The 21,597-nt window shown below is 34.6% G+C and carries 22 protein-coding genes; 10 read left to right on the forward strand and 12 right to left on the reverse strand.

The annotated features are described in order from the left end of the window. Positions 1 to 151 precede the first annotated feature (151 nt). Complete coding sequence (locus AC4BB5_RS16790) at positions 152 to 1,630, reverse strand: lytic polysaccharide monooxygenase (RefSeq protein ID WP_490457197.1); 1,479 nt, start codon at positions 1,628 to 1,630, stop codon at positions 152 to 154. Positions 1,631 to 2,020: 390 nt separating this feature from the next. Here AC4BB5_RS16790 and AC4BB5_RS16795 point away from each other — a divergent pair, with 390 nt between their 5' ends. Together AC4BB5_RS16795 and AC4BB5_RS16800 are read left to right on the forward strand one after the other, a co-directional pair. Further along, positions 2,021 to 3,484: an AcpB/EbpR/MafR family transcriptional regulator gene (locus AC4BB5_RS16795; RefSeq protein WP_490457198.1), complete on the forward strand. Its 1,464-nt coding sequence runs from the start codon at positions 2,021 to 2,023 to the stop codon at positions 3,482 to 3,484. A 297-nt stretch (positions 3,485 to 3,781) separates the two neighbouring features. Then, on the forward strand, positions 3,782 to 6,775 hold the full coding sequence (locus AC4BB5_RS16800; protein WP_490457199.1) for an LTA synthase family protein: 2,994 nt from the start codon (positions 3,782 to 3,784) through the stop codon (positions 6,773 to 6,775). Between the two features lie 85 nt (positions 6,776 to 6,860). On the opposite strand, the gene AC4BB5_RS16805 is transcribed toward AC4BB5_RS16800, so the two are convergent. Together AC4BB5_RS16805 and AC4BB5_RS16810 are read right to left on the reverse strand one after the other, a co-directional pair. Further along, on the reverse strand, positions 6,861 to 7,622 hold the full coding sequence (locus AC4BB5_RS16805; protein ID WP_490457200.1) for a MurR/RpiR family transcriptional regulator: 762 nt from the start codon (positions 7,620 to 7,622) through the stop codon (positions 6,861 to 6,863). A gap of 16 nt (positions 7,623 to 7,638) precedes the next feature. Further along, the gene (locus AC4BB5_RS16810) at positions 7,639 to 8,415 is read right to left on the reverse strand and encodes a LysR family transcriptional regulator (protein ID WP_490457201.1); all 777 of its coding nucleotides are present in this window, start codon (positions 8,413 to 8,415) and stop codon (positions 7,639 to 7,641) included. A 116-nt stretch (positions 8,416 to 8,531) separates the two neighbouring features. On the opposite strand from AC4BB5_RS16810, the gene AC4BB5_RS16815 reads away from it, so the two are divergent. Further along, the gene (locus AC4BB5_RS16815) at positions 8,532 to 9,071 is read left to right on the forward strand and encodes a DUF4865 family protein (RefSeq protein WP_490457202.1); all 540 of its coding nucleotides are present in this window, start codon (positions 8,532 to 8,534) and stop codon (positions 9,069 to 9,071) included. Between the two features lie 70 nt (positions 9,072 to 9,141). Here the strand turns inward: AC4BB5_RS16815 and AC4BB5_RS16820 are convergent, their stop codons facing one another. The 3 genes from AC4BB5_RS16820 to AC4BB5_RS16830 all read right to left on the reverse strand — a co-directional run bounded on the left by AC4BB5_RS16820 (position 9,142) and on the right by AC4BB5_RS16830 (position 11,524). After that, positions 9,142 to 9,702: a DNA-3-methyladenine glycosylase I gene (locus AC4BB5_RS16820; RefSeq protein WP_490457203.1), complete on the reverse strand. Its 561-nt coding sequence runs from the start codon at positions 9,700 to 9,702 to the stop codon at positions 9,142 to 9,144. 201 nt (positions 9,703 to 9,903) lie between these two features. Next, entirely contained in the window at positions 9,904 to 10,602 is a 699-nt protein-coding gene (locus tag AC4BB5_RS16825; protein WP_490457204.1) for a glucosamine-6-phosphate deaminase, read from the reverse strand. A gap of 157 nt (positions 10,603 to 10,759) precedes the next feature. After that, positions 10,760 to 11,524, reverse strand: coding sequence for a C39 family peptidase (locus AC4BB5_RS16830; protein ID WP_490457205.1), 765 nt, complete (start codon positions 11,522 to 11,524; stop codon positions 10,760 to 10,762). Positions 11,525 to 11,766: 242 nt separating this feature from the next. Here AC4BB5_RS16830 and AC4BB5_RS16835 point away from each other — a divergent pair, with 242 nt between their 5' ends. The 5 genes from AC4BB5_RS16835 to AC4BB5_RS16855 all read left to right on the forward strand — a co-directional run bounded on the left by AC4BB5_RS16835 (position 11,767) and on the right by AC4BB5_RS16855 (position 14,495). Continuing rightward, on the forward strand, positions 11,767 to 12,132 hold the full coding sequence (locus AC4BB5_RS16835) for a hypothetical protein (RefSeq protein WP_490457206.1): 366 nt from the start codon (positions 11,767 to 11,769) through the stop codon (positions 12,130 to 12,132). 190 nt (positions 12,133 to 12,322) lie between these two features. Further along, the gene (locus AC4BB5_RS16840) at positions 12,323 to 12,790 is read left to right on the forward strand and encodes a GNAT family N-acetyltransferase (protein ID WP_490457207.1); all 468 of its coding nucleotides are present in this window, start codon (positions 12,323 to 12,325) and stop codon (positions 12,788 to 12,790) included. A gap of 22 nt (positions 12,791 to 12,812) precedes the next feature. Next, on the forward strand, positions 12,813 to 13,196 hold the full coding sequence (locus AC4BB5_RS16845; RefSeq protein ID WP_490457208.1) for an ACT domain-containing protein: 384 nt from the start codon (positions 12,813 to 12,815) through the stop codon (positions 13,194 to 13,196). 109 nt (positions 13,197 to 13,305) lie between these two features. Beyond that, positions 13,306 to 14,049 (forward strand): class I SAM-dependent methyltransferase, encoded by a 744-nt coding sequence (locus AC4BB5_RS16850; RefSeq protein WP_490457209.1) that lies wholly within the window; start codon positions 13,306 to 13,308, stop codon positions 14,047 to 14,049. 47 nt (positions 14,050 to 14,096) lie between these two features. After that, positions 14,097 to 14,495, forward strand: coding sequence for a DUF1622 domain-containing protein (locus tag AC4BB5_RS16855; RefSeq protein ID WP_490457210.1), 399 nt, complete (start codon positions 14,097 to 14,099; stop codon positions 14,493 to 14,495). 24 nt (positions 14,496 to 14,519) lie between these two features. Here the strand turns inward: AC4BB5_RS16855 and AC4BB5_RS16860 are convergent, their stop codons facing one another. From AC4BB5_RS16860 to AC4BB5_RS16870, 3 genes are read right to left on the reverse strand one after another with little or no spacing between them, the layout of a single operon-like run. Next, positions 14,520 to 14,762 carry a hypothetical protein gene (locus tag AC4BB5_RS16860; protein ID WP_490457211.1) on the reverse strand — a complete coding sequence of 81 codons (243 nt, stop codon included), beginning with the start codon at positions 14,760 to 14,762 and terminating at the stop codon, positions 14,520 to 14,522. 23 nt (positions 14,763 to 14,785) lie between these two features. Then, positions 14,786 to 16,111, reverse strand: coding sequence for a PTS sugar transporter subunit IIC (locus AC4BB5_RS16865; RefSeq protein WP_490459091.1), 1,326 nt, complete (start codon positions 16,109 to 16,111; stop codon positions 14,786 to 14,788). A gap of 23 nt (positions 16,112 to 16,134) precedes the next feature. Next, entirely contained in the window at positions 16,135 to 17,517 is a 1,383-nt protein-coding gene (locus tag AC4BB5_RS16870) for a glycoside hydrolase family 1 protein (RefSeq protein WP_490457212.1), read from the reverse strand. 216 nt (positions 17,518 to 17,733) lie between these two features. Here AC4BB5_RS16870 and AC4BB5_RS16875 point away from each other — a divergent pair, with 216 nt between their 5' ends. Beyond that, on the forward strand, positions 17,734 to 18,501 hold the full coding sequence (locus AC4BB5_RS16875; RefSeq protein WP_490457213.1) for a MurR/RpiR family transcriptional regulator: 768 nt from the start codon (positions 17,734 to 17,736) through the stop codon (positions 18,499 to 18,501). A 61-nt stretch (positions 18,502 to 18,562) separates the two neighbouring features. Here AC4BB5_RS16875 and AC4BB5_RS16880 read toward each other — a convergent pair whose 3' ends face one another. Then, positions 18,563 to 19,345 (reverse strand): hypothetical protein, encoded by a 783-nt coding sequence (locus AC4BB5_RS16880; RefSeq protein ID WP_490459092.1) that lies wholly within the window; start codon positions 19,343 to 19,345, stop codon positions 18,563 to 18,565. A gap of 271 nt (positions 19,346 to 19,616) precedes the next feature. On the opposite strand from AC4BB5_RS16880, the gene AC4BB5_RS16885 reads away from it, so the two are divergent. Continuing rightward, positions 19,617 to 20,354 carry a class A sortase gene (locus AC4BB5_RS16885; protein ID WP_490457214.1) on the forward strand — a complete coding sequence of 246 codons (738 nt, stop codon included), beginning with the start codon at positions 19,617 to 19,619 and terminating at the stop codon, positions 20,352 to 20,354. A 131-nt stretch (positions 20,355 to 20,485) separates the two neighbouring features. Here the strand turns inward: AC4BB5_RS16885 and AC4BB5_RS16890 are convergent, their stop codons facing one another. Continuing rightward, a complete protein-coding gene (locus AC4BB5_RS16890; RefSeq protein ID WP_490457215.1) occupies positions 20,486 to 20,917 on the reverse strand; it encodes a hypothetical protein in 432 nt (143 codons plus the stop codon). 363 nt (positions 20,918 to 21,280) lie between these two features. Next, positions 21,281 to 21,502 (reverse strand): hypothetical protein, encoded by a 222-nt coding sequence (locus tag AC4BB5_RS16895; RefSeq protein ID WP_490457216.1) that lies wholly within the window; start codon positions 21,500 to 21,502, stop codon positions 21,281 to 21,283. Positions 21,503 to 21,597: the final 95 nt, after the last annotated feature.

Genomic DNA, 21,597 nt, shown 5'->3' on the forward strand with positions numbered 1-21,597 from the left:
TGAAAAAAAGCTGTAAATCCACTAATACTATACTTCCATGTCCAATTAAAAAAGAACAGCTAGACAAGATGCAGTAATCTTGTCTAGCTATTCTTTTTGTTCTATGTCGTAGTTCTGTTTTTTTATTATGTCATGCAAGTATTGTTTATGATTAAACTAATTCCCAAACTGGTGCAGTTCCGGGCTGATTACCTTGTGTCCACCATTTTGCTTTATATGTTTTACCTTGGAATGTTACTTTATCTCCGCCGCTGTATGCTTTGTTTGTTTCCCAATTCATTACTTTATCTGAAAGAAGTTTCCAAGCGTCTGATTTATCTGGACGGTTCCCTTTTGTCCACCATTTTGCTACATATTCTAAGTCATCAAAAATAACTTTATCCCCAGTGTTATAAACTTTGTCAGCAACCCATGTCGTTTGACCACTTGAAGCTTCTTTCGTTTTCACAGAAAATGCTGCACTTGTTTCTGAAATATTTCCACCAACGCTAATCGCTTTAACTGTATATTTATAAGTTGTATCGGCTTTTAATCCAGTATCTTTAAAGCTAGTTTTTTCTGTTGTTGTTACTTTTTTACCATCGCGGTAAACTTCATAGTTTTTTACACCTAAAAAGTGCGTTGATTTTGTCCACATTAAATCTACTGAATTTTCTGTAGTGCCCATAGAATGGACATTTGTTGGCGCTGTTGGTTTTTGGTTGTCTTCTACAGCTGATGATTGTGTTGTTACTTTTACTGCAGCACTCTTTTCAGAAATTTTACCATTTGTTCCAACTGCCTCTACTTGGTAAGAATATGATGTGTTTTCTGCTAAGTTTGCGTCATTAAACTGTGTTCCGCCAACTGTAGCAACTTTTTTGCCATCACGGTATACATTGTATTCTTTTACGTTTGCAACAGTGTTCCAAGATAACTTAAGTGACGAAGTAGTAACTTCTGACGTTTTTACATTTGCAGGCTTTTCTGGTGCTACCTCAATCGGAGGAACGATTTCTCCCTTACCTTTTACGTTTACATCAATTACGTTATAAAAAGCATTCGCTGTATCTGCAACATCCCAAACAGCCAAAATCACATTGTAACCTGAACGATTTTCTGGAACAACAATTTGATGTGATTTATTGTTTGAAGCAGCTGAACCATCATGTTTCACTTCACCAATAAAATCGAAATCAGCTCTAGATAATGGTTTTTCTGGATTCCAGCCAACTTTAGTCATATAGTAATGCCATTTAGTTGTGCTGTGAGGCGCTGTATAGTGCCAAGTAAATGTATTTAATCCAGTGTTGATATCTTGTTTCGTCCAACGGTTAGCACCAGTGCTATCCATCACGAAATCAGTAATCTGTCCTTTACCACCTTGTGCTGATGCAATACGACCATCTGCTGGTCCAGCTTGAGGAAATCCTTTATCGTATTCTAAAGATTGAGGGTTGGTAATAACCATTCCATATTTCTCTAACGCCGGTCCCCAACCAAGTGTATTTTTATCTAATGAACCTTGATAACCACGAGCAGCTGGCTTTTCTACATATCCATGGGCATCCGCTTCGTCTGCGTGTAACAAACCTGCTCCGCCTAAAATAATTGTTGACATTAATGCTAATCCTAATAACTGTTTCTTCATATATTGTCCTCCATTCATTGTGTCGCCTTCAACCGGCTTAATACTAGTTTAAATGTTATGTAAGAAAAAGAAGGGTCATTTATAGTCGCCAAAAAGGAATACTTGATCCATTTTAGTCATACTATGAAAATAAAAATAAAGAATAAACAAAATACAAAGAAAATAACAAACGTTATCAAAAATCTAATTGTTTCAAGGTCAAATTTTTCTACTAAAAAGATAAAATTGACCTATATTTTTTAAATTATTTTAAAATAACATCTATTATTATCTACTGATATATAGACAAAATAGATTGTTTCAAGTTAAAATAGGCAATGGATTGAAATTTATTTCATTACAATCTGAACAAATTTAAAAAATAACATAAAAAAAGAAAGTGTTGATACTATGAAAGAAATCCTCTCCTCAAGATCCAAACGTCAGTTGGAGCTAATGGAACTATTGGCCGACAACGATTGGGTCACCTTTACCAATGCATCAGAGTCTTTAAACGCTCCAGTTAAAACATTAAAATCAGATATTATTGAATTGGAAGCTCTACTTGCTCCTGCTACGATTGAATCCTCTAAAAAATATGGTATTCGTCTTGCAACAAATTTCGGTTTCTGCAAAACAAGTATTTACCAGAAATTCATCAAAAATAGTGTTGAATTCCAACTGATTGAAAAAATTTTCTTACATAATTTTTCTACCATCGTTGATTTAGCAGACGATCTTTACACTAGCGTCTCTACAATCAAACGAATCGTCCTCCGAGTTAATCAATTACTTCAAATAGAAGGTTTTACGATCAACTTGAAAAAAATGCAGCTTGTTGGCGATCCACATAGTATTTGTAATTTTATGCAGCATTATTTTTATGAGAAGTACGGCGTAGCAGAAAGTCTTTTGACTCCTGCTCAGTTAGCCATTTTAGACCAAGTTGGTCTACAGATCGTTAAACAAGCAGTTCAAAATGAGCCGTCGTATAACTTAGACTTTTCTTTATTGAATCGCCTACGTTTTTACACTTACACCGTTATCAACTTGTTAAAACATAATAGTGAAAATCAACTTCACGATTTACCAGAAAAAGAATTTTCAATTCTTAATGATACATATGCTTGTGATGAATTTTATAGCCAGTTCCATTTACCCTTATCTCCAGCTAATTTAAATACTTTTTTCTATTTATTTTTTAGTAATCAGTATGTGGATTCAATTGATACCGCACGTGATCTGATCAAAGTAGACCGAAATGCTTTTTTGAAATATCAAAAAATCGAAAATCTTTTACAAGAAATCGAGAAAAAGATGGGCTGCAAATGTGATGATTTTGATGATATTTTTATGCGTCTATACAATTTAGACTGTCAAATCCATGGACGAACGTATATCCTACACAATAAAAACAAAGAGTTTCTGACAAGTATCAAAAACTTATACGGACACTTTCCAATGGAGTTGATCCACTCTTTGCAAGCCATTTTTTATTCAAATCCGTATAAAGAGTATATGATTTATGAGGCCATCTCGATACTGTTTACCAACTGGCCAAACTTACTTGACCGCTTAGAGTATTCGACACCAACTATGAAAGCTTGTCTTTTGTTCAACTCGGGAATGGGCTACATGAACATGCTTTCGGAAAGAATTACTTACTATTTACGTGGGCGCTTCTCTTGCACACCATTGCAAGTCACTTCATTAGAAGAACTTGAAAAAGAAGCCGCCTCATATGATTGTATCATCACCAATATTCCTGAAATCTATATCAATAATATTCCAATCATTGTTATCCCTCTGATTCCCGATGCCAAGAGTTTTGATAAATTGATGTTGGTTTATGAAGATTATTTTGATAAAAAATAATCTTTCTATATGAATAGACTCCCCAAACAGTTTGACCATTCATTACAGTCAAACTGTTTTTTAGGTTACTCAACGGATTATCCTAACACTCACCATTCCTTTAAAGCAAGGTTTCATACTAGATTACCTTGAGGTATTATTTATTTTCGGATACAAAAAATATATATATCTAGCCGTTTTCCCGCTTGAAGGATTGTAATAAGATGTATTCTACGGTACTATAAAATTTGGACTAGTGACATCTGTTCATTATTATCCGAATAGGTATCTTTAAATATGTATATAGTGGGTGTTTTTTTGAAAAAAAATGAATCTCGAAAATTTGATTATTTAACAATTTTGATAGCTTGTCTCCTCATGATTGCCCAAAGGGTATTACTTTCCGCAACAACTATACCTGAGTATGCGACAAACCCTGGAAGGTTTTATATCTATTCCTTTATGAAGGTCACAGCTGAAGCTGGACTCAGCCTTGTTCCCTTATACATGGGTTATCATTATCAGAAAATAGCTAGAAAAAAAGTATTTAGCTATTTAAGTAGCTTTTTTCTATTATATGTAGTAATCGCACTTACCAGCAATTTCTTTTTTTATGTTCAGTCATCGACATTAAACCTTCGTGACTATTGGATCGTATTATTTCCAATCAGTCAAAACTATTTCACTTATGCCGTATCTTGTGTACTTTTATTGTGCAGCGTTCCTATATTAACAAGTTGGCTTGAAACGTTATCGGCAACAATTTTAAAAAAAATAATATTTTGGTTGACGATTGGCTTTGTCATTCTCCCCACTTTATTCAGTAAAGACCTTTGGGGATTTCATGATGGTAAAAATATTATTTGGATTTTTTATTTATTCCTAGTTGGCTTTGTCTTTAACCAATTGGAGTTTGACAAGAAATTCAAGTTCAAGTTTCTACAGGTATGCTTTAGTTTAGGTATTCTTTTTGGTTTAATTTTACTAATGACACAAATTTCATTGTTCATTAGAGGAGACGCCTCAACAGCAAATCGGTTTTCTGTGCCGTTCTCTTTATTTTCAATATATTATGCTTTAAGTTTGTTTACTTTTTCAGAGTCAATTTCACAAAGATTAAGAATAAAAGTCAACGGGACCTTAGTAGCCGTTAGTCTAATTGTCACTCAAGTGCTTACTAACTGGGCATTAACAACTTATCGTATTACCAATTTTGAAAAAAAATCTTTCCTAGACTCTGGTAAAAATTGGCTTTTAGATATATTCCAATTTATAGGTTTATATTTAATTTCAACCATTATTCTGACTGTAGCGTGTATCTTACTCCTAAAATCAACACCATTTAAGAAACTGAATAACTACTTAGTATTTGATTCACTTTCTCAGTTTTATCAGAAAATACAAGTTGTAATGTCTTGGATCTATAAAAGAAGAGCGATCTTTAATGTAGGCATTTTCTTTTACTTATTTACATTCTTACAAATCTTTCTACTTGAGAAAAAAGAAGGCTCTACCCAAGCTTTCCAAGTTGTTCTCAAAATCTTTACTCAGAGACAATCTGTTATGCTTTTAACAACGATTATCATTATGGGCTTTTTCCTATTGCTTTTTTTACTTACTAATCGTTTTTGGTATGTTTTTTCTTTGATACTGACCGTTGACTTATTACTAACAGTTTCTAGTGTAATCAAAGTCAACTTAAGAGAGGAACCTGTTTTTCCTTCTGACTTAAAAATGTTAAACAGCATCTCTGAACTTCTTTCTATGGTCAGCCCTATTTTAATCGGTATTGGCGCTGTCTTAGTACTATTTTTAACAGTTTCTAGCATTATTGTTCAAAGAAAATTACAACATCAATATTCCCTAAAAATCAATTGGAAAAGACGAATCATTTGGATTGTGACTTTATTGATTTTATTTTCCGGCGTATTTTTTATCAACCATAAAAAGTCGCCTTCATATTTTCTTTTCAACCTATTTAGGGTGAATAAAACATTCATTGATCAAGCATCAGCAGTGAAAGAAAATGGTCCAATCATTCAATTCTTGAACAATATCGATATCAAAATAATGGATACACCTGAAAATTATTCAAAGAGTAAAATTGAACAAATCATGAAAAAATACGATAATGAAGCGGAAAAAATCAACCAAACAAGAAATGATTGGTTAGAAAATCAAACGCTGATTTTGAATTTAAGCGAAAGTTTTAGTGATCCTGCTAGAATTCCTAACCTTAAAGTTTTAAATGAGCCAATTCCAACTATCAAGGAAACCATGTCAAAAAACACTGGCGGCATCATGCTGTCTGTAGGTTATGGTGGCGGTACTGCGAATATGGAGTGGCAAGGATTGACTAGCTTAGATATCAGTAGTTTATCTGCTTCTCTGGTAACACCTTATACCCAGTTAGTTGATGCCCAAAAAGTCAGTCCCAATATCACAAACTTATTTGATGAAAAAATTGCAATTCATCCTTTTACCGCATCATTATATAAAAGAAAAGATGTTTTTGAAAAATTTGGTTTCGACAAATTTTACTACATTGATAGCCCTAACAAATTGACCTATACTGATAAAATCGGTAGAAGTCCGAGAATTTCTGATGAAGCAGCGTATAAAGAAACATTAAAAGCATTAAAAAGTAATACTGAGACAACACAGTTCATCCAGCTATCAACCATGCAAAATCACATGCCTTACGGTGATTATTACGATCAACTGGATTACAGTGCAGAAGGAACAGCTGTTTTGGACAGTAGAAAAGGCGAATTATCGACCTTTATGCAAGGCCTTCATTATACTGATGAAGCAATCAAAGACTTCTTAAAAGAATTAGACACCATTCAAAAACCAATCACTTTTGTCTTTTACGGTGATCACTTGCCTTCTATATACAGTGGTAATGATCAGAAAAAATATGGTTTAGAACATCACGAGACTGATTATTTCATTTACAGCAACGCTTTTAGTCGCGAACAAGTACGGAAGCTAAACAAAAAAATTGTTTCCCCGCTTAATTTTAATGCATTAGCATTTGAACAAGCGAACATCAAAGTAACTCCTTTCTATGCATTATTAACACACGTAACAAACAAACTACCGGCATCCACGATTGATCCAGTCGAAAGTGTCTCTAATCGTTATAACGGGAAGCAAGTCTTTGTTACAGATAAAAATAAAATAATTCTTGAAAAGGATCTAACCAAGGAACAAAAAGTAATCCTAGATGATTATAAGTATATTCAATATGATTTAGTTGCTGGAGAACAATATGCTGCCGAGTGGGCTGAACAAAAAATTGAAAAATAAGCCTTAGTAAAAAAAGCCGAATCAAAACTAATAGATAGTTTTGATTCGGCCTTTTTTTAATGAAAAGATGTCTAACGTAGAAATGTTACGCACAACTCGATATCTTCATCATTACCTTTTCATAAATCAAAGTACTCGCCACATATAGCATTAATCTCGAACGAAGTTTTGCTCGGTTACTAGGACTGCCATACGTTAATAACGAGTGTGTACTGATTGATTTTAATGTATTAGACGACATATTCGTAATTGCAATAATTATCGTTCCACGTTCTTTTGCTTGAACCATGATTTCATTGATCCTCTCAACTTCACCACTCAAAGAAAAAACAATAACTACATCTTGATCCGTACTGATATTTGGTATGCGTTCAACCGAAAATTCATCTGAAAAATCGCTAGACCAAAGATCAATCACGTTTAAATTATGATTAAATTCCGTTGCAACTTGAGAACTAGAACCAGTCCCAACACAAAAAATTCTTCTTGCATGAATCAGGCAATCGCATATTTGATCAATACTCTTTTCGTCTATTAACTTCAATGTTGTTAATAGGTCCGTCCTTATTCCTTCTAAGATATGAAAGAAATCAACTTCAACTGGATATATACTTTGTTTTTCTTTTCTAGATAAAGTAAACGCATTTTTCAACTCATTAAACGTCGTATAATTCAGTTTTTTACAAGCCCTGATAACTGTAGCATTTGATACATACAGCTCATCTTGAATGTCTTTTAATTTTAATGTCTCTATATCTTCAAATTTTAAAATGAAGTCAATCACTTCTTGTTCAGCTTCTGATAATTTTTCATAATTTGAATGGATAACTTTATAAATATCATTCACAAAAATCAAACCCTCTCTATCTCAAACCGCTACTATACTCCAAAAACATACGAACTTGCTGACAATTCCATTCACTCCCAACAATATAAATAGGAACCTGTTGCTCTATTTTATTGAAAAGCAACGATTGATTCTGTTTCTCCTGAAAGAAACGCTTAGGTAAAATCGATTGGCCTGCTCCTTTTTTAATCAGGTCAATCATTAAGTAAATAGAATCGACTTCAACAAGTTTACAAGTCTGCGGATTGATTAAAGACAGCATCATCTTTCTATACGGACATTCTTTCTCTCGACTGATCAGGTAAACATCGCGTGCACCTGTTGCAGACAGCCAGCCAACCTTTTCGTTAAGTAAAAGGTTGTTTTTAAAAGAAGTCATTTTGTTCATAATCAAAATATCAAGTTCTTTTCTTTTATACATCGCTTCTAGTCGATCGATTGTATCAATAAACAACTCCATTTTAGGTTGATAATCAATAACATCTGAGAAATTAAAATAATTAGAAGCAATTGTTTGCGTACAACCGATTTTTATCGGCAATTCTCCGTAATGCATGTTGATTGCATCAACTTGGGCTAAAATTATCGATGCGTACTCCAATAATTTTTCGCCTTCTGGAAGCAGTGTGACGCCTCGATTCGTCCTTTCGAATAGCCTGACAGACAATTCTTGTTCCAACAGTCTGATTCGTTCAGTGATATTGGACTGAGCATACCCCATTATTCTGGCAGCCGCTGACATAGAACCTGCGTTTGTTACACATTGAAAGATTTTTAAATCATTCAATTCCATTTTACCACCCATTTCTTGCTATCACAATTACTGATACCGTATATCATTTTTTCATATTATGCAATACTTTTTAAAAAGAATATACTAAACATATCAAGAACAGGAGCTGATTTAAAATGAATGCCATGCAATATAAAATTACTTTACCCGATGATTATGATATGTCGCTGATTAGAAATCGAGTCAAAGAAAATGGTTCAAAAACAGATAATTTCCATAGTCTATTATTTAAAGCTTATCTTATTTCAGAAAAAGTACAAGGGGCAATCTCAAATTCATACGCTCCTTTGTATGTATGGAAGAATTCTGATGGGATGAATCAATTTATTTTTGATGGATTTTACGATAATATTATTAACGATTTCGGCTGGCAACCCATCCAAATAGGTCTTCCTCTAGCAATAACTTTAGAAGATTCTTTTGCAGAAGCTGTTTACTTACTGGAAAAAAATAGCATAATCAATGAACAATTATCTTTGCGTGATGTTCCAAAAGAACTACTGAAAATTCAAGAAAGTCTACCTAAAAATAGCTTAGGAACACTAATCATTTATAACCCCGATAAATGGCAAGCCGCCGTGTTTGGATTTTATGCTGAAAAACCTATCCAACACGAAGCCGCTCTTTATGAAATACTTCATATTTCTACAACTTAACACATAGATAAAAAAATCACCTAGCGCTCTCTAAGTGACATCAATCTTTAGAGAGCGATAAGTTATTAGTTTATGCTTGTCTCTTAAAGCAATGTACTAAATGATCATCCACCATACCTGTCGCCTGCATGAACGCATAAACTGTCGTTGTACCTAAAAATTTAAATCCTTTTTTCTTTAAATCTTTACTGATTTTATCAGATAGCTCCGTGGATGCTGGAACTTCTTTGATATTTTCCCAGTGATTCTTAATTGGTTTTCCATCTACATACCGCCAAATAAATCGATCAAAGCTTCCATATTCCTTTTGAATCTCCATAAAGACTTTTGCATTGTTGATCGTTGCATTTACTTTCAACTTGTTTCTAATGATACCTGGATCTTCTAACAAGGAATCAATTTTTTCCTGATCATACTCTGCGATTTTTACATAATCAAATTGATCGTATGCGTTAGTTAGAGTCTCTCTCTTTTTAAGGATCGTTGACCAGCTCAATCCAGCCTGCATACTTTCTAAAATCAGCATTTCAAACAGTTTTTGATCCTCATGTTCTGCAGTTCCCCACTCTTCATCATGGTATTTCGCTTCTAGCTCGTTGCCACTAGCCCAATCACATCGAATTATTTCCATATCCGGCTCCAATCAGTTTTATTTTATTTAAGAATAACACGAGAACGTATGTTTGTAAACGGAGTTGAAAAAAAGGGCTGGAACATAACTTAACGAGTTATATCCTAGCCTCAAAAAATCCGAATAAACGGTGAGAACAGAAGTAATTCTTTTATATTTCTCGGAGTTAAACACTTCTGCCCCGACCTCTTTCTATGGTATTTATTTATCCAACTTACTTGCTGCCTCTTCGTCCAAAATGACTGTAAGATTGGGATGCAGTTGTAAAACTGATGCTGGATATTCCTCTGTAACTGGTCCTTGCAGTACATTTCTAACCATTTCTGCTTTCTTCTCGCCGTTCACAATCAGGATCAAATGTTTTACACGCATCACACTAACTGGCCCCATGGTAACAAATTCTAAGCCTTTTTCCATCATATCAGGAACAAACCACGGTTCTTCCCCAGAGACTTTTATCTTATAAGTTAAATTTTCAAAACTAGTCGTCGTCGGCATGTTCCCACAGAAGTGCCCATCTCCACCCAAACCAATCAACATGGCATCTAACCCGCCATCCATAGCTAAACGCTTATCTTGCTCGGCATAATTTTCTACTGTTAATGGATGGATGTTTGCTTCATTTATATTAGCCGGGGTCAAGTATAATTTTCGTAAATCAGTGATTGTCACACCTTCTGCTTGATTTTCTACAGGGATTTCATCAAAATTATAATAATGAACATTAGCGTAGTCTGGAGAATTTTTTACGATTTCCACCATTTTTTTATAAACCCCAACAGGCGTATTCCCTGCTGTAATTGATAGATTGACACGTTTGTCCTGACTCATATGACCTAATAAAATATTTTTAGTTGTTTCACTCATTGCTTCAAAGTTTTTTTCAATAATAATTTTCATTTGATTCACTCCATTTCCTTTTTATACCTCCATTGTATAATGTGGGAACCATCCCATGTCAATATGTTCAAAGCAAATAAATAAACCGCTTTCTTTTTGAAGAACGTAAAAAAGCCAACCTCAAATAAAAGTCAGCTCCACTTACTATTTGCTCAGCTTATTTATAGATCACCCAAAAATTCGCTGCTTCATTCATTAATTCATCTGCTGTAAATTCTTTTTTTGAATGTCCTTTTGCTTCTGAATCATTTGGATCATTCACCCAGAATTTCCCGTTATTCGTACCGCTAAGTACCATAATATGTCCTGTTTCTGTAAACAGACCTGGATTCACTGAGATGATCACAGGATGCTTTTGTTTTAAGTGTTCTTCAACAGCAGTGATATCTGTTTCAAGATCTTCAAATTGGTATCCTTTAACCATCGCAAAATCAGAGAATATTGACCAAGCTGTACCTTCGCCCTCTACAAAGTAATCATTTTTCGACCAGTTTAGAATATCTTGAGGTGTATAGTCCTTGTTATCCAAGTAAGAAGAGACCATCGCTAAAGAAAGAATCGCACAACCATTAATTTCTAAGGTATTGCCATCTGGATTCCCCATGCCATATGATGTTGATTTCCATTTATCATCTGTTTGTAATAATAAATTGATTGGCATTCTGTTAGTAAATTTACTTTGCCCCATATCTTGATTGATTTGTTCAGTATACGTTAACTTTTTAACTTTTTCTGGTTCCTTTTTACTTTCACTTGTTTCAACTACTTTTACCTCGTCTGCCTTTCCATCACTAAATAGAGATGAAAAGCCATGTCCTTCTTCCATTGGGGCTATTTTGGCTAAAACTGCCCCTGCAAATGCTGTTACTACTAATAATGCTATGGTGTATACTTTTGATTTCTCAGTCTTTTTTTGTTTCATGGATATCTCCCTCTTTTAAGTTGAAAGTGTTTATTGTTTGTTTCACTTCCAAACGAATTACATAGATAGTAATCGGTACTTCTAATATTACTGAATCTAGCGAAAAAAGCAAGTAGGAATAATTATTTATAAAATTATTACGAACATATTTTCTTGAATTATTTACCTTTTTTAGGTAGAATGGTAGTATCTGATTGTTCAGAGTCTGATAGCAGTAGTAAATTCGTAAAGGAGGTAGAAGAATGGACAATAACCATAAATCAACAATGAAAAGCATTTCAAAATTGATCAGCCAATCTTCCCAAAGTTTCTTTTCGGCATTTTTAGATGACTCTAAAGATAAGCAGAGCAAAAATAAAGAGCGTGAGGAAATTCTTAAGAAATTACAAGTTGCTTCTGCTCAAAAAAGTTTAGTTGTTTTACAATTAAAAGAAGTGCCGACTTCTCAAAAATTTGAAACAGTTTCTGGATCGATCGTTTCCAAAAAAATAGGTGATTCGATTATGCTAAGACTACAAGAAGACAGCCAACAAATCCGGATGATCACTGTTGAACATATAAAAAAAGTAAGTACCTTATCAAAAAATGATAAGCGCCTCATCAAATAAAAAAAACAGCTAGAGTGAAACGATCATGTTTCAACTTCTAGCTGTTTTTTTATCCAACTAATTGGCAATACGTGGCTACTCTTATTTTGCACCCTAAAAAAAGACTATAAGCCCTGCACAAGAGCACACAAACAAGCTATACTATAGATATGTAAAAATAAGCATGTGATGCGAAGCAGGAGGAAAAATCATGTATCTAACAATGTATGACGATACGCACCAAGCACTTATTAATAATTACTGCTTATCAGAAAGAAAACTTCGCTACGTTCGTGAACCCAAAATAGCCCTTTCCTTAGTAAGAAAAGACCCAAAACGTCATGCTGTTCTTGTCTTTGAGGGGGAACATTTAGTTGCATTTCTCACCCTTTTCGAAGCGAACGGCAGCAGCTCTTATTCCGACAATGAAAACAGTCTACTAGTGCAAGACCTTTCAACAGACTATCGTCATTTGAGTAATGGCTACATCAAACAAGCAGTCCAACTATTACCAGCATTCGTCCATAACCATTTTTCAACGATCAACCAACTTATAATCATTGTTAATGAAGACAAAGAATTCACTCAAGCATTACGCCTAGAAGCAGGATTTAAAGATACAGGTCATAAACTATCTCATGTTTATGGTTCTCAAGTTTTTTTACAAATCCCTATTTAAAAAGAGACAAGGAGGTAGCTCAATGCATTTAAAACTATTCGATGAACTAAATTACGCTATTATGAAATTCCCTGCGTACACTGAGATTCCGACTTCTTTTCGTGAGCTAAAAACTTTTAAAAGCATCACCTACACAGAAGATGAATGTTCTATCATTGCACCTTTTAACACCCTATCAACCGAACAAGCCCTTTCAGTTGATAACGATTGGGTCATTATTCAAGTCGTTGGTGAACTAGACTTTTCCTTAGTCGGGATTCTAAGCCAATTAGCCAATCCGCTAGCTGAGAATCAGATTTCGATTTTCGCATTGTCCACTTATAATACTGATTACCTTTTGATTAAAAACAAAGATAAAGAAAAAGCGGTTGGTATATTACGTGATTGCGGGCATACATTTCAATAAACAGCACTTACTTTATCTAAGTCTTAGGATATTCTATTTTATGGGTATTATCCTAACTATCTGATACAATAAAAGGAACAGAAGTAATTTCGATAAAAGGAGCGATACAATGAAAAACGAATACGATAATCCTAATTTTTTCGAAGCATACAGCCAAATGGATCGTTCACGAAAAGGATTAGAAGGAGCCGGTGAATGGCATGAGTTAAAAAAACTACTACCTGATTTTACCGGAAAAACTGTTTTAGATCTTGGGTGCGGCTATGGTTGGCATTGTCGATACGCAGTTGAAAACGGTGCTGAAAAAGTCGTTGGCATCGATTTATCCCAACGAATGATTGAAAAAGCCAAAGAAATGACCACTTCTCCCAAAATCAACTATCACTTAATGAGTATGGAAGAAATTGACGGTTTAGACGAAACGTTCGATATTGTGATCAGCTCTTTGGCACTCCATTACGTTCCTTCATTTGATAAAATCGCTAAGAAGGTCAATCATTGTTTAAATGTTGACGGCTCTTTTATCTTTTCTACAGAACATCCGATTTTCACAGCACAAGGTACAGAAGACTGGATTTACAACCAAGATGGTCAGCCTATTTATTGGCCAGTTGATCGGTATTTTGATGAAAGTATTCGTGAAACTACATTCTTAGGCGAAACTGTGATGAAATACCACAAAACACTGACTACCTATTTAGACGGATTGCTAACAAACGGCTTTCAAATCACTCGTCTAATCGAACCTATGCCAGCTCCTGAAATGCTAGAAGCAAGTATTGAGATGCGTTATGAACTTCGTAGACCAATGATGCTGTTAGTTTCTGCTAGAAAAGTTAATCCTTCAGAATAAACAAGTTAGACACTCTTACTAAGATACAGCTAAAGGGGGAATACTGAATGCATGACTTAGCTCAAAATATCATGAATAATCTGATTCCATTCTTTGATTTATTCATTTTAGCGTTGAATATTTTTTCCATCGTTGTTTTGATTTGGGGCGTTATTATGGCTGGTATCGATTTTCTAAAAAGCGAACGATCAGATCGAAATCGTATCGTCATGGCCCGTCAAAACAATTTCATTAAAAGCTTTCTAGGCAGCTATATTTTACTTAGTTTAGAGATATTGATTGCAGCGGATATTATTGAATCGATCATTAAACCAACTTTCCAAGATATTTTAAAATTAGCGATTTTAGTAGTGATACGAACAGTGATTTCTTATTTCTTGCATAAAGAAATTGAAGATGCATTGAAAGATAAAGAAAATGAAATAGAAGAAAAAAAGACAAGCTGACTATTAAGCAGCGTGTCTTTTTTTCTACCCTAACCGTTGGCTAGTCAGTTGATGCGTATATTTTATTTGAAGCATTGTCGCACATACTAATGTTGTGCCAATAACTGGAAATAACGAATTGATCCAAGTGCTCACTATAATTGCAACGCCAACGACCAAAATAGCACCCAAAATCAATTGCCAAAGCTTATTTTTAAGCAACCATTGATTTTCTTTCAATAAATAATGTGTGCCAAATATAATAACGCCACTAATAACGTAAATCATCTATTCCTCCCCCTATGCTTGTGTCAAACACCTTCACTTACAGCAACTGACTCTTCTTGTTCAATTTGTTGCTCTTGCTCTACTTGAATTTTCTCGAACATTTTGAAGAATGGATAATAAATTGCTAGCGAAACCGCAAAACAAACAAAAACCATCACAAACGCTACCCAGTTCCAATTAGAGGTAATCAACGCTCCCAAAGGCGCAGGAATCGAGAATGGCGGCTTCACCATCATTTTCGGCATCCAACCAAGAGCTGTAACGACATAAACCAAAATTGTATTCACGATTGGAACCGTGATAAAGGGAATCGCAAGCAGTGGATTCATTACGATCGGTGTCCCAAAAATCACAGGTTCATTGATATTAAAAATTCCTGGTAAAATCGATAACTTCCCTAACTGTTTCAAATATTTTGATTTAGAGAACAAGAATAAGAAAACAAGTGCTAAAGTCGCTCCTGTTCCACCCATTTGCGCATACCATTGATAAAACTGTTCTGTAAATATATTTGGCAATTGGAAGGCGCTTGTCCCATTTTGAAATAACTCTGCATTTTCAATAATCGCTTGATCCCAAAAAGGACGAATAATAGGTCCTAAAACAGCATGACCATGAATCCCTAAGGCCCAGAATAAACAAATCATAAATTGAGTAATAATTCCGCCAAAAATATTATTTCCTGTTAAAAAGACTTTTAAAGGAGAAATCGCTACACTTAGTAGGTCATTTAAATTGAAATTAAAAAAATGACGAGGAATCCAAAAGACTAAAATCACTAACAATGTTGGTAATAACGCTGCAAATGACTCACCCACAACTGGTGGAACCCCTTCTGGCATCTTGATCTCTAGCTTCTTTTCCTTCGTAAAACGATAAATTTCAACTGAAATCAACGCCGCTACGATTGCGCCAAACAACCCTTGTGAGCCTAATGGTGTAATCGGGATATAACGGCCACTAGCTACTGCGTTTCCTGCGATATCTACACCTTCTTGAAGATTGACCGGCATAACCATCAAAAGCGTCGCTAGCATTGAAAGAAAGCCGCTTGTGATCTTATCTAATTTATACGTATTTCCAAGAAATGAACCAATCGTAAATGCTGCATACAAGGACATCAAACCAACTGTGAAACGAAACGGTACGTCTAAAGCCGCTAAGTATGGCGCAATCATTTCAGAATATCCGGGAATTGGCAGATTCAACAAAATCGTGAAAAACGAGCCAACAATCGTTAACGGCAGAATCGAGATCAGACCATTTCTAATCGCTTGTAGATGCCTCTGATTACCGATCGCATTTGCAATCGGCAATAGTTTCATCGCTAAATTATCCAGCGTTTTCATCATAAGAATCATTCATCCTTTCTTTAATCAAATCCATTATTTTCAATCAACTCTTTAAACCATACACCTGATTTTTTCACTGTTTTGGCTCCTGTCGCTAAATCCATTCGATAAAAACCATAGCGATTTTTATACGCATTGCCCCACGACCAACAGTCCACAAATGTCCACATATGATAGCCTAAACAATTACTCCCTTCGTTCATCGCTTGATTCAAATACGTCAAATGCTCCTTCAAAAAATCGATACGATAGTCATCTTGAACCATGCCATTTTCAATAAAAGCTTCTTCACCTTCTATGCCAATACCATTTTCAGAAACAAACCAATCAATATTTCCATATTCTGTCTGGATTTTTTTCGCAATATCATAAATTCCTTTAGGATAAATTTCAATTCCTCGAGAAGTATTCATTCGTCTACCTGGCATCACATACTCATCAAAAAACCATTCTGGTGAAAAAACACTCTGTGGATTAGGTACGCACTCTTTAGCCTTAACCCTTCTTGGACGATAATAATTGATTCCTAATAAATCAACACTTGTAGAGGCAATCAGTTTTAAATCAGCTTCCGTCACGTCTGGTAATTGATCATATTCTGTTAAAACATCCTTTAAGCGTTCTGGATACTTTCCTTTCAAAATTGCGTCATTGACACTTTTTGTATAAAACAAATCTGCCATTTCAGCCGCATATAGATCTGCTGGGTTTTGACTGCGAGGGTAAACAGGTATCACATCCATGATGATCCCGATTTTCCCCTTCAAATTCATTTCCCGATAGACAGCAACCGCTTCACAGTGAGCTAAAATAATATTATGCAACACAGTCGCTGCTCGTTTAAAATCAACAACATACGGATAATGACGATCATGTAAATATCCTGCTTCAGCTGGAATCATAGGCTCATTAAAGGTAAACCAGTACTTCACTCGATCCCCAAATAACTCAAAACAGGTTTCAGCATATTGTTTATATGCATCGACTACTTCTTTATTTTCAAATCCTCCTTTCTCTTGAAGTACCATTGGCATATCGAAATGATACAAATTGATGAACGGTTCTACGCCTTTAGCAATCAATTCATCGATCATGTTATTGTAAAACGTGACTGCCTCTGGATTGACTGCCCCTATACCATTTGGTATCAAACGTGACCAAGACAGCGATGTACGAAATGAGTTAAAAGAAATATCCTGCATTTTTTGAATGTCTTGTTGATAATCGCGATAAAATAAAGAGGTATTTTCTGTTGTAACACCTTCGTAAAAGCGATGATTGTATTCTTTTGACGCATAATCCCAGATATTCTCCCCTTTACCATCCCCTTCTTGTCGCCCTTCTGCTTGCGTTGCACTAGAGGCAGCACCCCAGAAAAATGTCTTTGGAAAGCTTATATTCATCAATCGTTCCTCCACTTCTTAAACTAAATTCGAAGACGTAGCAGGCATTGAATGTTTCTTGCCCAACCACCTTGCAGATTGCGCTTTCACAATCTATAATTGGAGTATAGCATTGATTATAATGTTTTGTTATGCGCTTTCATTCCTTTGTGATAAGTAACGTCTTTTGTCATTTCTCACAATTTTGTCACAGTTTGTAACCACAAGGAGGACACTATGCTTTTCTTAGACTATGTTCCTAATCTGAATCCTTTAGAATATGAAATTTATCACTATATCGCCAACCATTTGAAGATCGTTACTTATATGCGGATCAGAGATTTAGCAGATGAAACACACACCAGTACTGCGAGTATTTTACGCTTTTGTCACAAATTTGAATGCAATGGTTTTTCTGAATTTAAAGTAAAGCTTCAGTTATATTATGACTCTATCAATCAGGCCCAAATCGCAGATGTGGATGAAACACAACATATTCATTTTCTAGAGCGAGTCAATGAACCCTTTCTCGAGCATAAAATCGATCAGGCTGTCCAATTATTATCCGATAAAGGATTAGTGCTTTTCCTTGGTTCTGGCTCTTCAGAACCAATTGCCGCTTATGGCTCTCTTTATTTTACTAACTTGTCTCAAACGGCTTTGCGCATTGAAGATCCCTCAAATTACCCGATCGAGTGGTTTCCAGATGATATATTGGCGCAAACTTGTGTGATCGCTCTTTCAGTTACTGGTGAAACTAAGGAAATCATTCATTATATCAAACGATTGAATACAAAAAAATGCCCGATCATTTCAATCACTAATAGTGACAGTTCAACTATCAGCCGTATGTCCGACTTGAATATTCCTTATACTATCAATCGTGAAACCATCTATAAAACCAGTGACAATCATGACAAGACGATTGAGTTAACTTCACAACTGCCTGCACTTTTCTTGATTGAGAAAATTGCGAAACGTTTACGATTACAGAAAAATATCTAAAGTAAGCAAAAAAACAAGCAAGGAAAAGTTTCTCACTTTATCCTGCTTGTTTTCTTCTATATTATGCTTGTCTTGGTAACTCAGTAAATCCAAATTCGTCTTCCTGCATCAAACGCCACGTTCTTTTAGCTGTATTATAAATCAAGATGGCTATCACTGGTTCATTTTGGTAAGCAAAGTTTTTCGTTTTCCATAAAGAATCTTCCACTACATGAATTGGAATATGGTATTCTTTGCCTTTGATGTCCATCTGATCAAAACAGAAAACAACACCTTCTTGTAAAATCGGCTTCATTTCTTTTAATAATTCGCCATCTAACTTCTCAACTGGAATCCCTCTTTTGAAGAATGTTTTCCGATCATTGACTTTCTCCAAGATCACCCGAGTGATCTTATCTGCTAGGATTCGATAAAACTCGTCAATATAACGATAATAAACCCGTGTCATATGATCAACAAATTCAAAAAAGACAAAATCATTTTGTAATTTATAAAAGAATGGTGAATGCAAACTTGTTTTCATATGCCCAAAATAAAGCAACTCTGAAATTTCCAAAGGTGTTAATTCTTTAAGCATCGTCACGTCTGAAAAATCGATCCACTTGATTTCTTCATTCATTTTTCGGCGATGAACTGTAGAAAAATATTGATCTACATTCTCTTGTCCACGAATAATCTTCAATCCACTGTGCATATCATACTCTCCTTCTTCGGCAGAAGGATTTAGTAAAAGCAGGTTCTTAGGGTGATGAACAATGGAGCGCGTAAAGTCTGTATGTGTGATCCCTTTTGATAATACTGCGTTACTTGTCATATCAATATGTACATAAATCAAGTCCAACATTTGTTCTATCACCCCCATCGTTTGTCTTCTATTACATTCTACAATATTTCGGAAAGAAAAGCTTGTGTCTTTTATTTTAAGATTCAGTTACAAAGAGTTAAAAAGTACTCACTTTCTAAAGTAGTTAGCGGATATATGCTAAAAAATACTGATCAAATGTGGTATTTTTAAGGTTCCTTTTAAATAATCATACTTATAAAAAAAATAAAGATTTTAAACTAGGGTTTCAAATTGATTTATGATACACTTAAATAAAAAAAGGAGGGAGCTTATGGCCTCAAGAAAAGAACGCCCTAAAAAGAAAAAATCAAAAAAGAGAAATTGGCTGATCAATATTTTTCTATTCTTACTATTGATCGTTGGTTTAGCTCTTGTATTCAATACACAAATAAGAAACATGCTGATTCAGCAAAATGGAAAAGCTTACGCAGTAGAGAAGCTAACTCCTGAAATAATTGAAAAAAATAATCAGACGGACACTTCATTTGATTTTGAAGCAGTCGAATCCCTCAGCACTGAAGCCGTTCTCAAAGCCCAGCTAGCGAATAAAAATCTGCCAGTTGTTGGTGCAGTTGCATTGCCTGATGTAAAAATCAACTTACCGATTTTTAGAGGTCTAGACAATGTTGTTTTATTAACTGGAGCTGGAACGATGAAACCTGACCAAGAAATGGGTAAAGGAAATTACGCTCTAGCAAGCCATCGAGTGCAGGATATGATTTCTTTATTCTCACCATTGGAGTATTCAAAACCGGGAGAATTAATCTATACTACTGATTTAAATAATGTTTATACATATAAAATCACCTACGTAGAAAAAATCGACCCTTCCAGAGTAGAGTTGATAGACGATGTTCCTGGTAAAAAGATGATCACTTTGATTACTTGTGGGGATATGTATGCCACAACACGTATTGCTGTTCAAGGCGAATTAGAATCCGTTACACCGATGAAAAAAGCTACACAAGCTATGACAGATGCGTTTAATATGGAACAATTAACGTTGTAATACAAAAAAGAGTAGAAGAAGAAATCACTTTAAGTGATTTTTTCTTCTACTCTTTACTATATAAAAAAGAACAATCACCAGATTTCTCTGATGACTGCTCCATAACTTCTGTCGGCTACAAAAGTATTTCACTATTTTTCAGGCGTTAAGAAAAAGTAATCCTTGATTGTTCCTTGCTTATCTACATAAGCAAACATGAACCATTTACCTTTTGAAACTTGGTAGTTTTTCACGCTAAAAAAGCCTGTAGGACCAGGATAGTCAGGAAAGACAACTGGTTCTAGTTCTGCTTTTTCAAAGTTTTTGAAGCTTGTTCCACCAAAAAAGTCAAATTCACCAACAACTAAATCATAATTTGGATTCTTTTTAGTTAATTTCAATAGTGCTAATTGAGAATCAATAGCTCTGCTGCCTTTCACATCGCTTGCAGAAAAATACTGCCCACGACGTGCAGGAATTGTTTCAGACACCTTCACAGCTGCTTGTGCTTGACTTGGTAAAAATGCTAAATTACCTAACCCAAAAAGAGAAATTAAACCTAACATAACAATAAGTTTTTTCATTATTTCACCTCCTTTTCCTTTTTCATGTTAACAAAAAAGATCAAAAAATTCAATTTATTTTTTACATTTTATTATAATTAAAATACAAGGAATTATTTTAAATAATACAATTATATTAAAAACCCCATAAAAACAAGCAGAAATATATATAAATATTATAAAAGCGACATATATTTGTTTTTTATTTGTTATAACACATGAAAATCTTTCTAATAATCATACAAAACTACGAATACACGCCAAATTTTGTACAGATTCACAAAAAAATATAAGTTACCCTTTCCCACATTTATTTCACTTTAATTAGAATAGAAAAAGAGCTGAGAATCCTCCTTTTCAAACGGATATCCTCAGCCCTCTTAATTAATAGTGACTCGTTTTTCTCACTCTATAATAACTATAACGAATTGTTGATAAAATCAGCACGATTGGGTACATAAACACTGTCACAGCAAACCATTCTAAATTAAATACAGACATAAATGATATATGATAAGTAACAGCATAAATTAGAGGCAGAACGATTGCCAATAATCCATAATATAAACTCATCTCAAATACTACTGTTTTAAATAAATGCTTCATAATTCATTTCCCCAATCTCTTTTGTCCTTATTTAGTGATTTCTCTTTTTGTTATTTCTCTACTGTTTCATTGTACTTTTTATTCTTGAGAGATAC

This window comes from Enterococcus sp. AMC1252 (assembly GCF_058216515.1).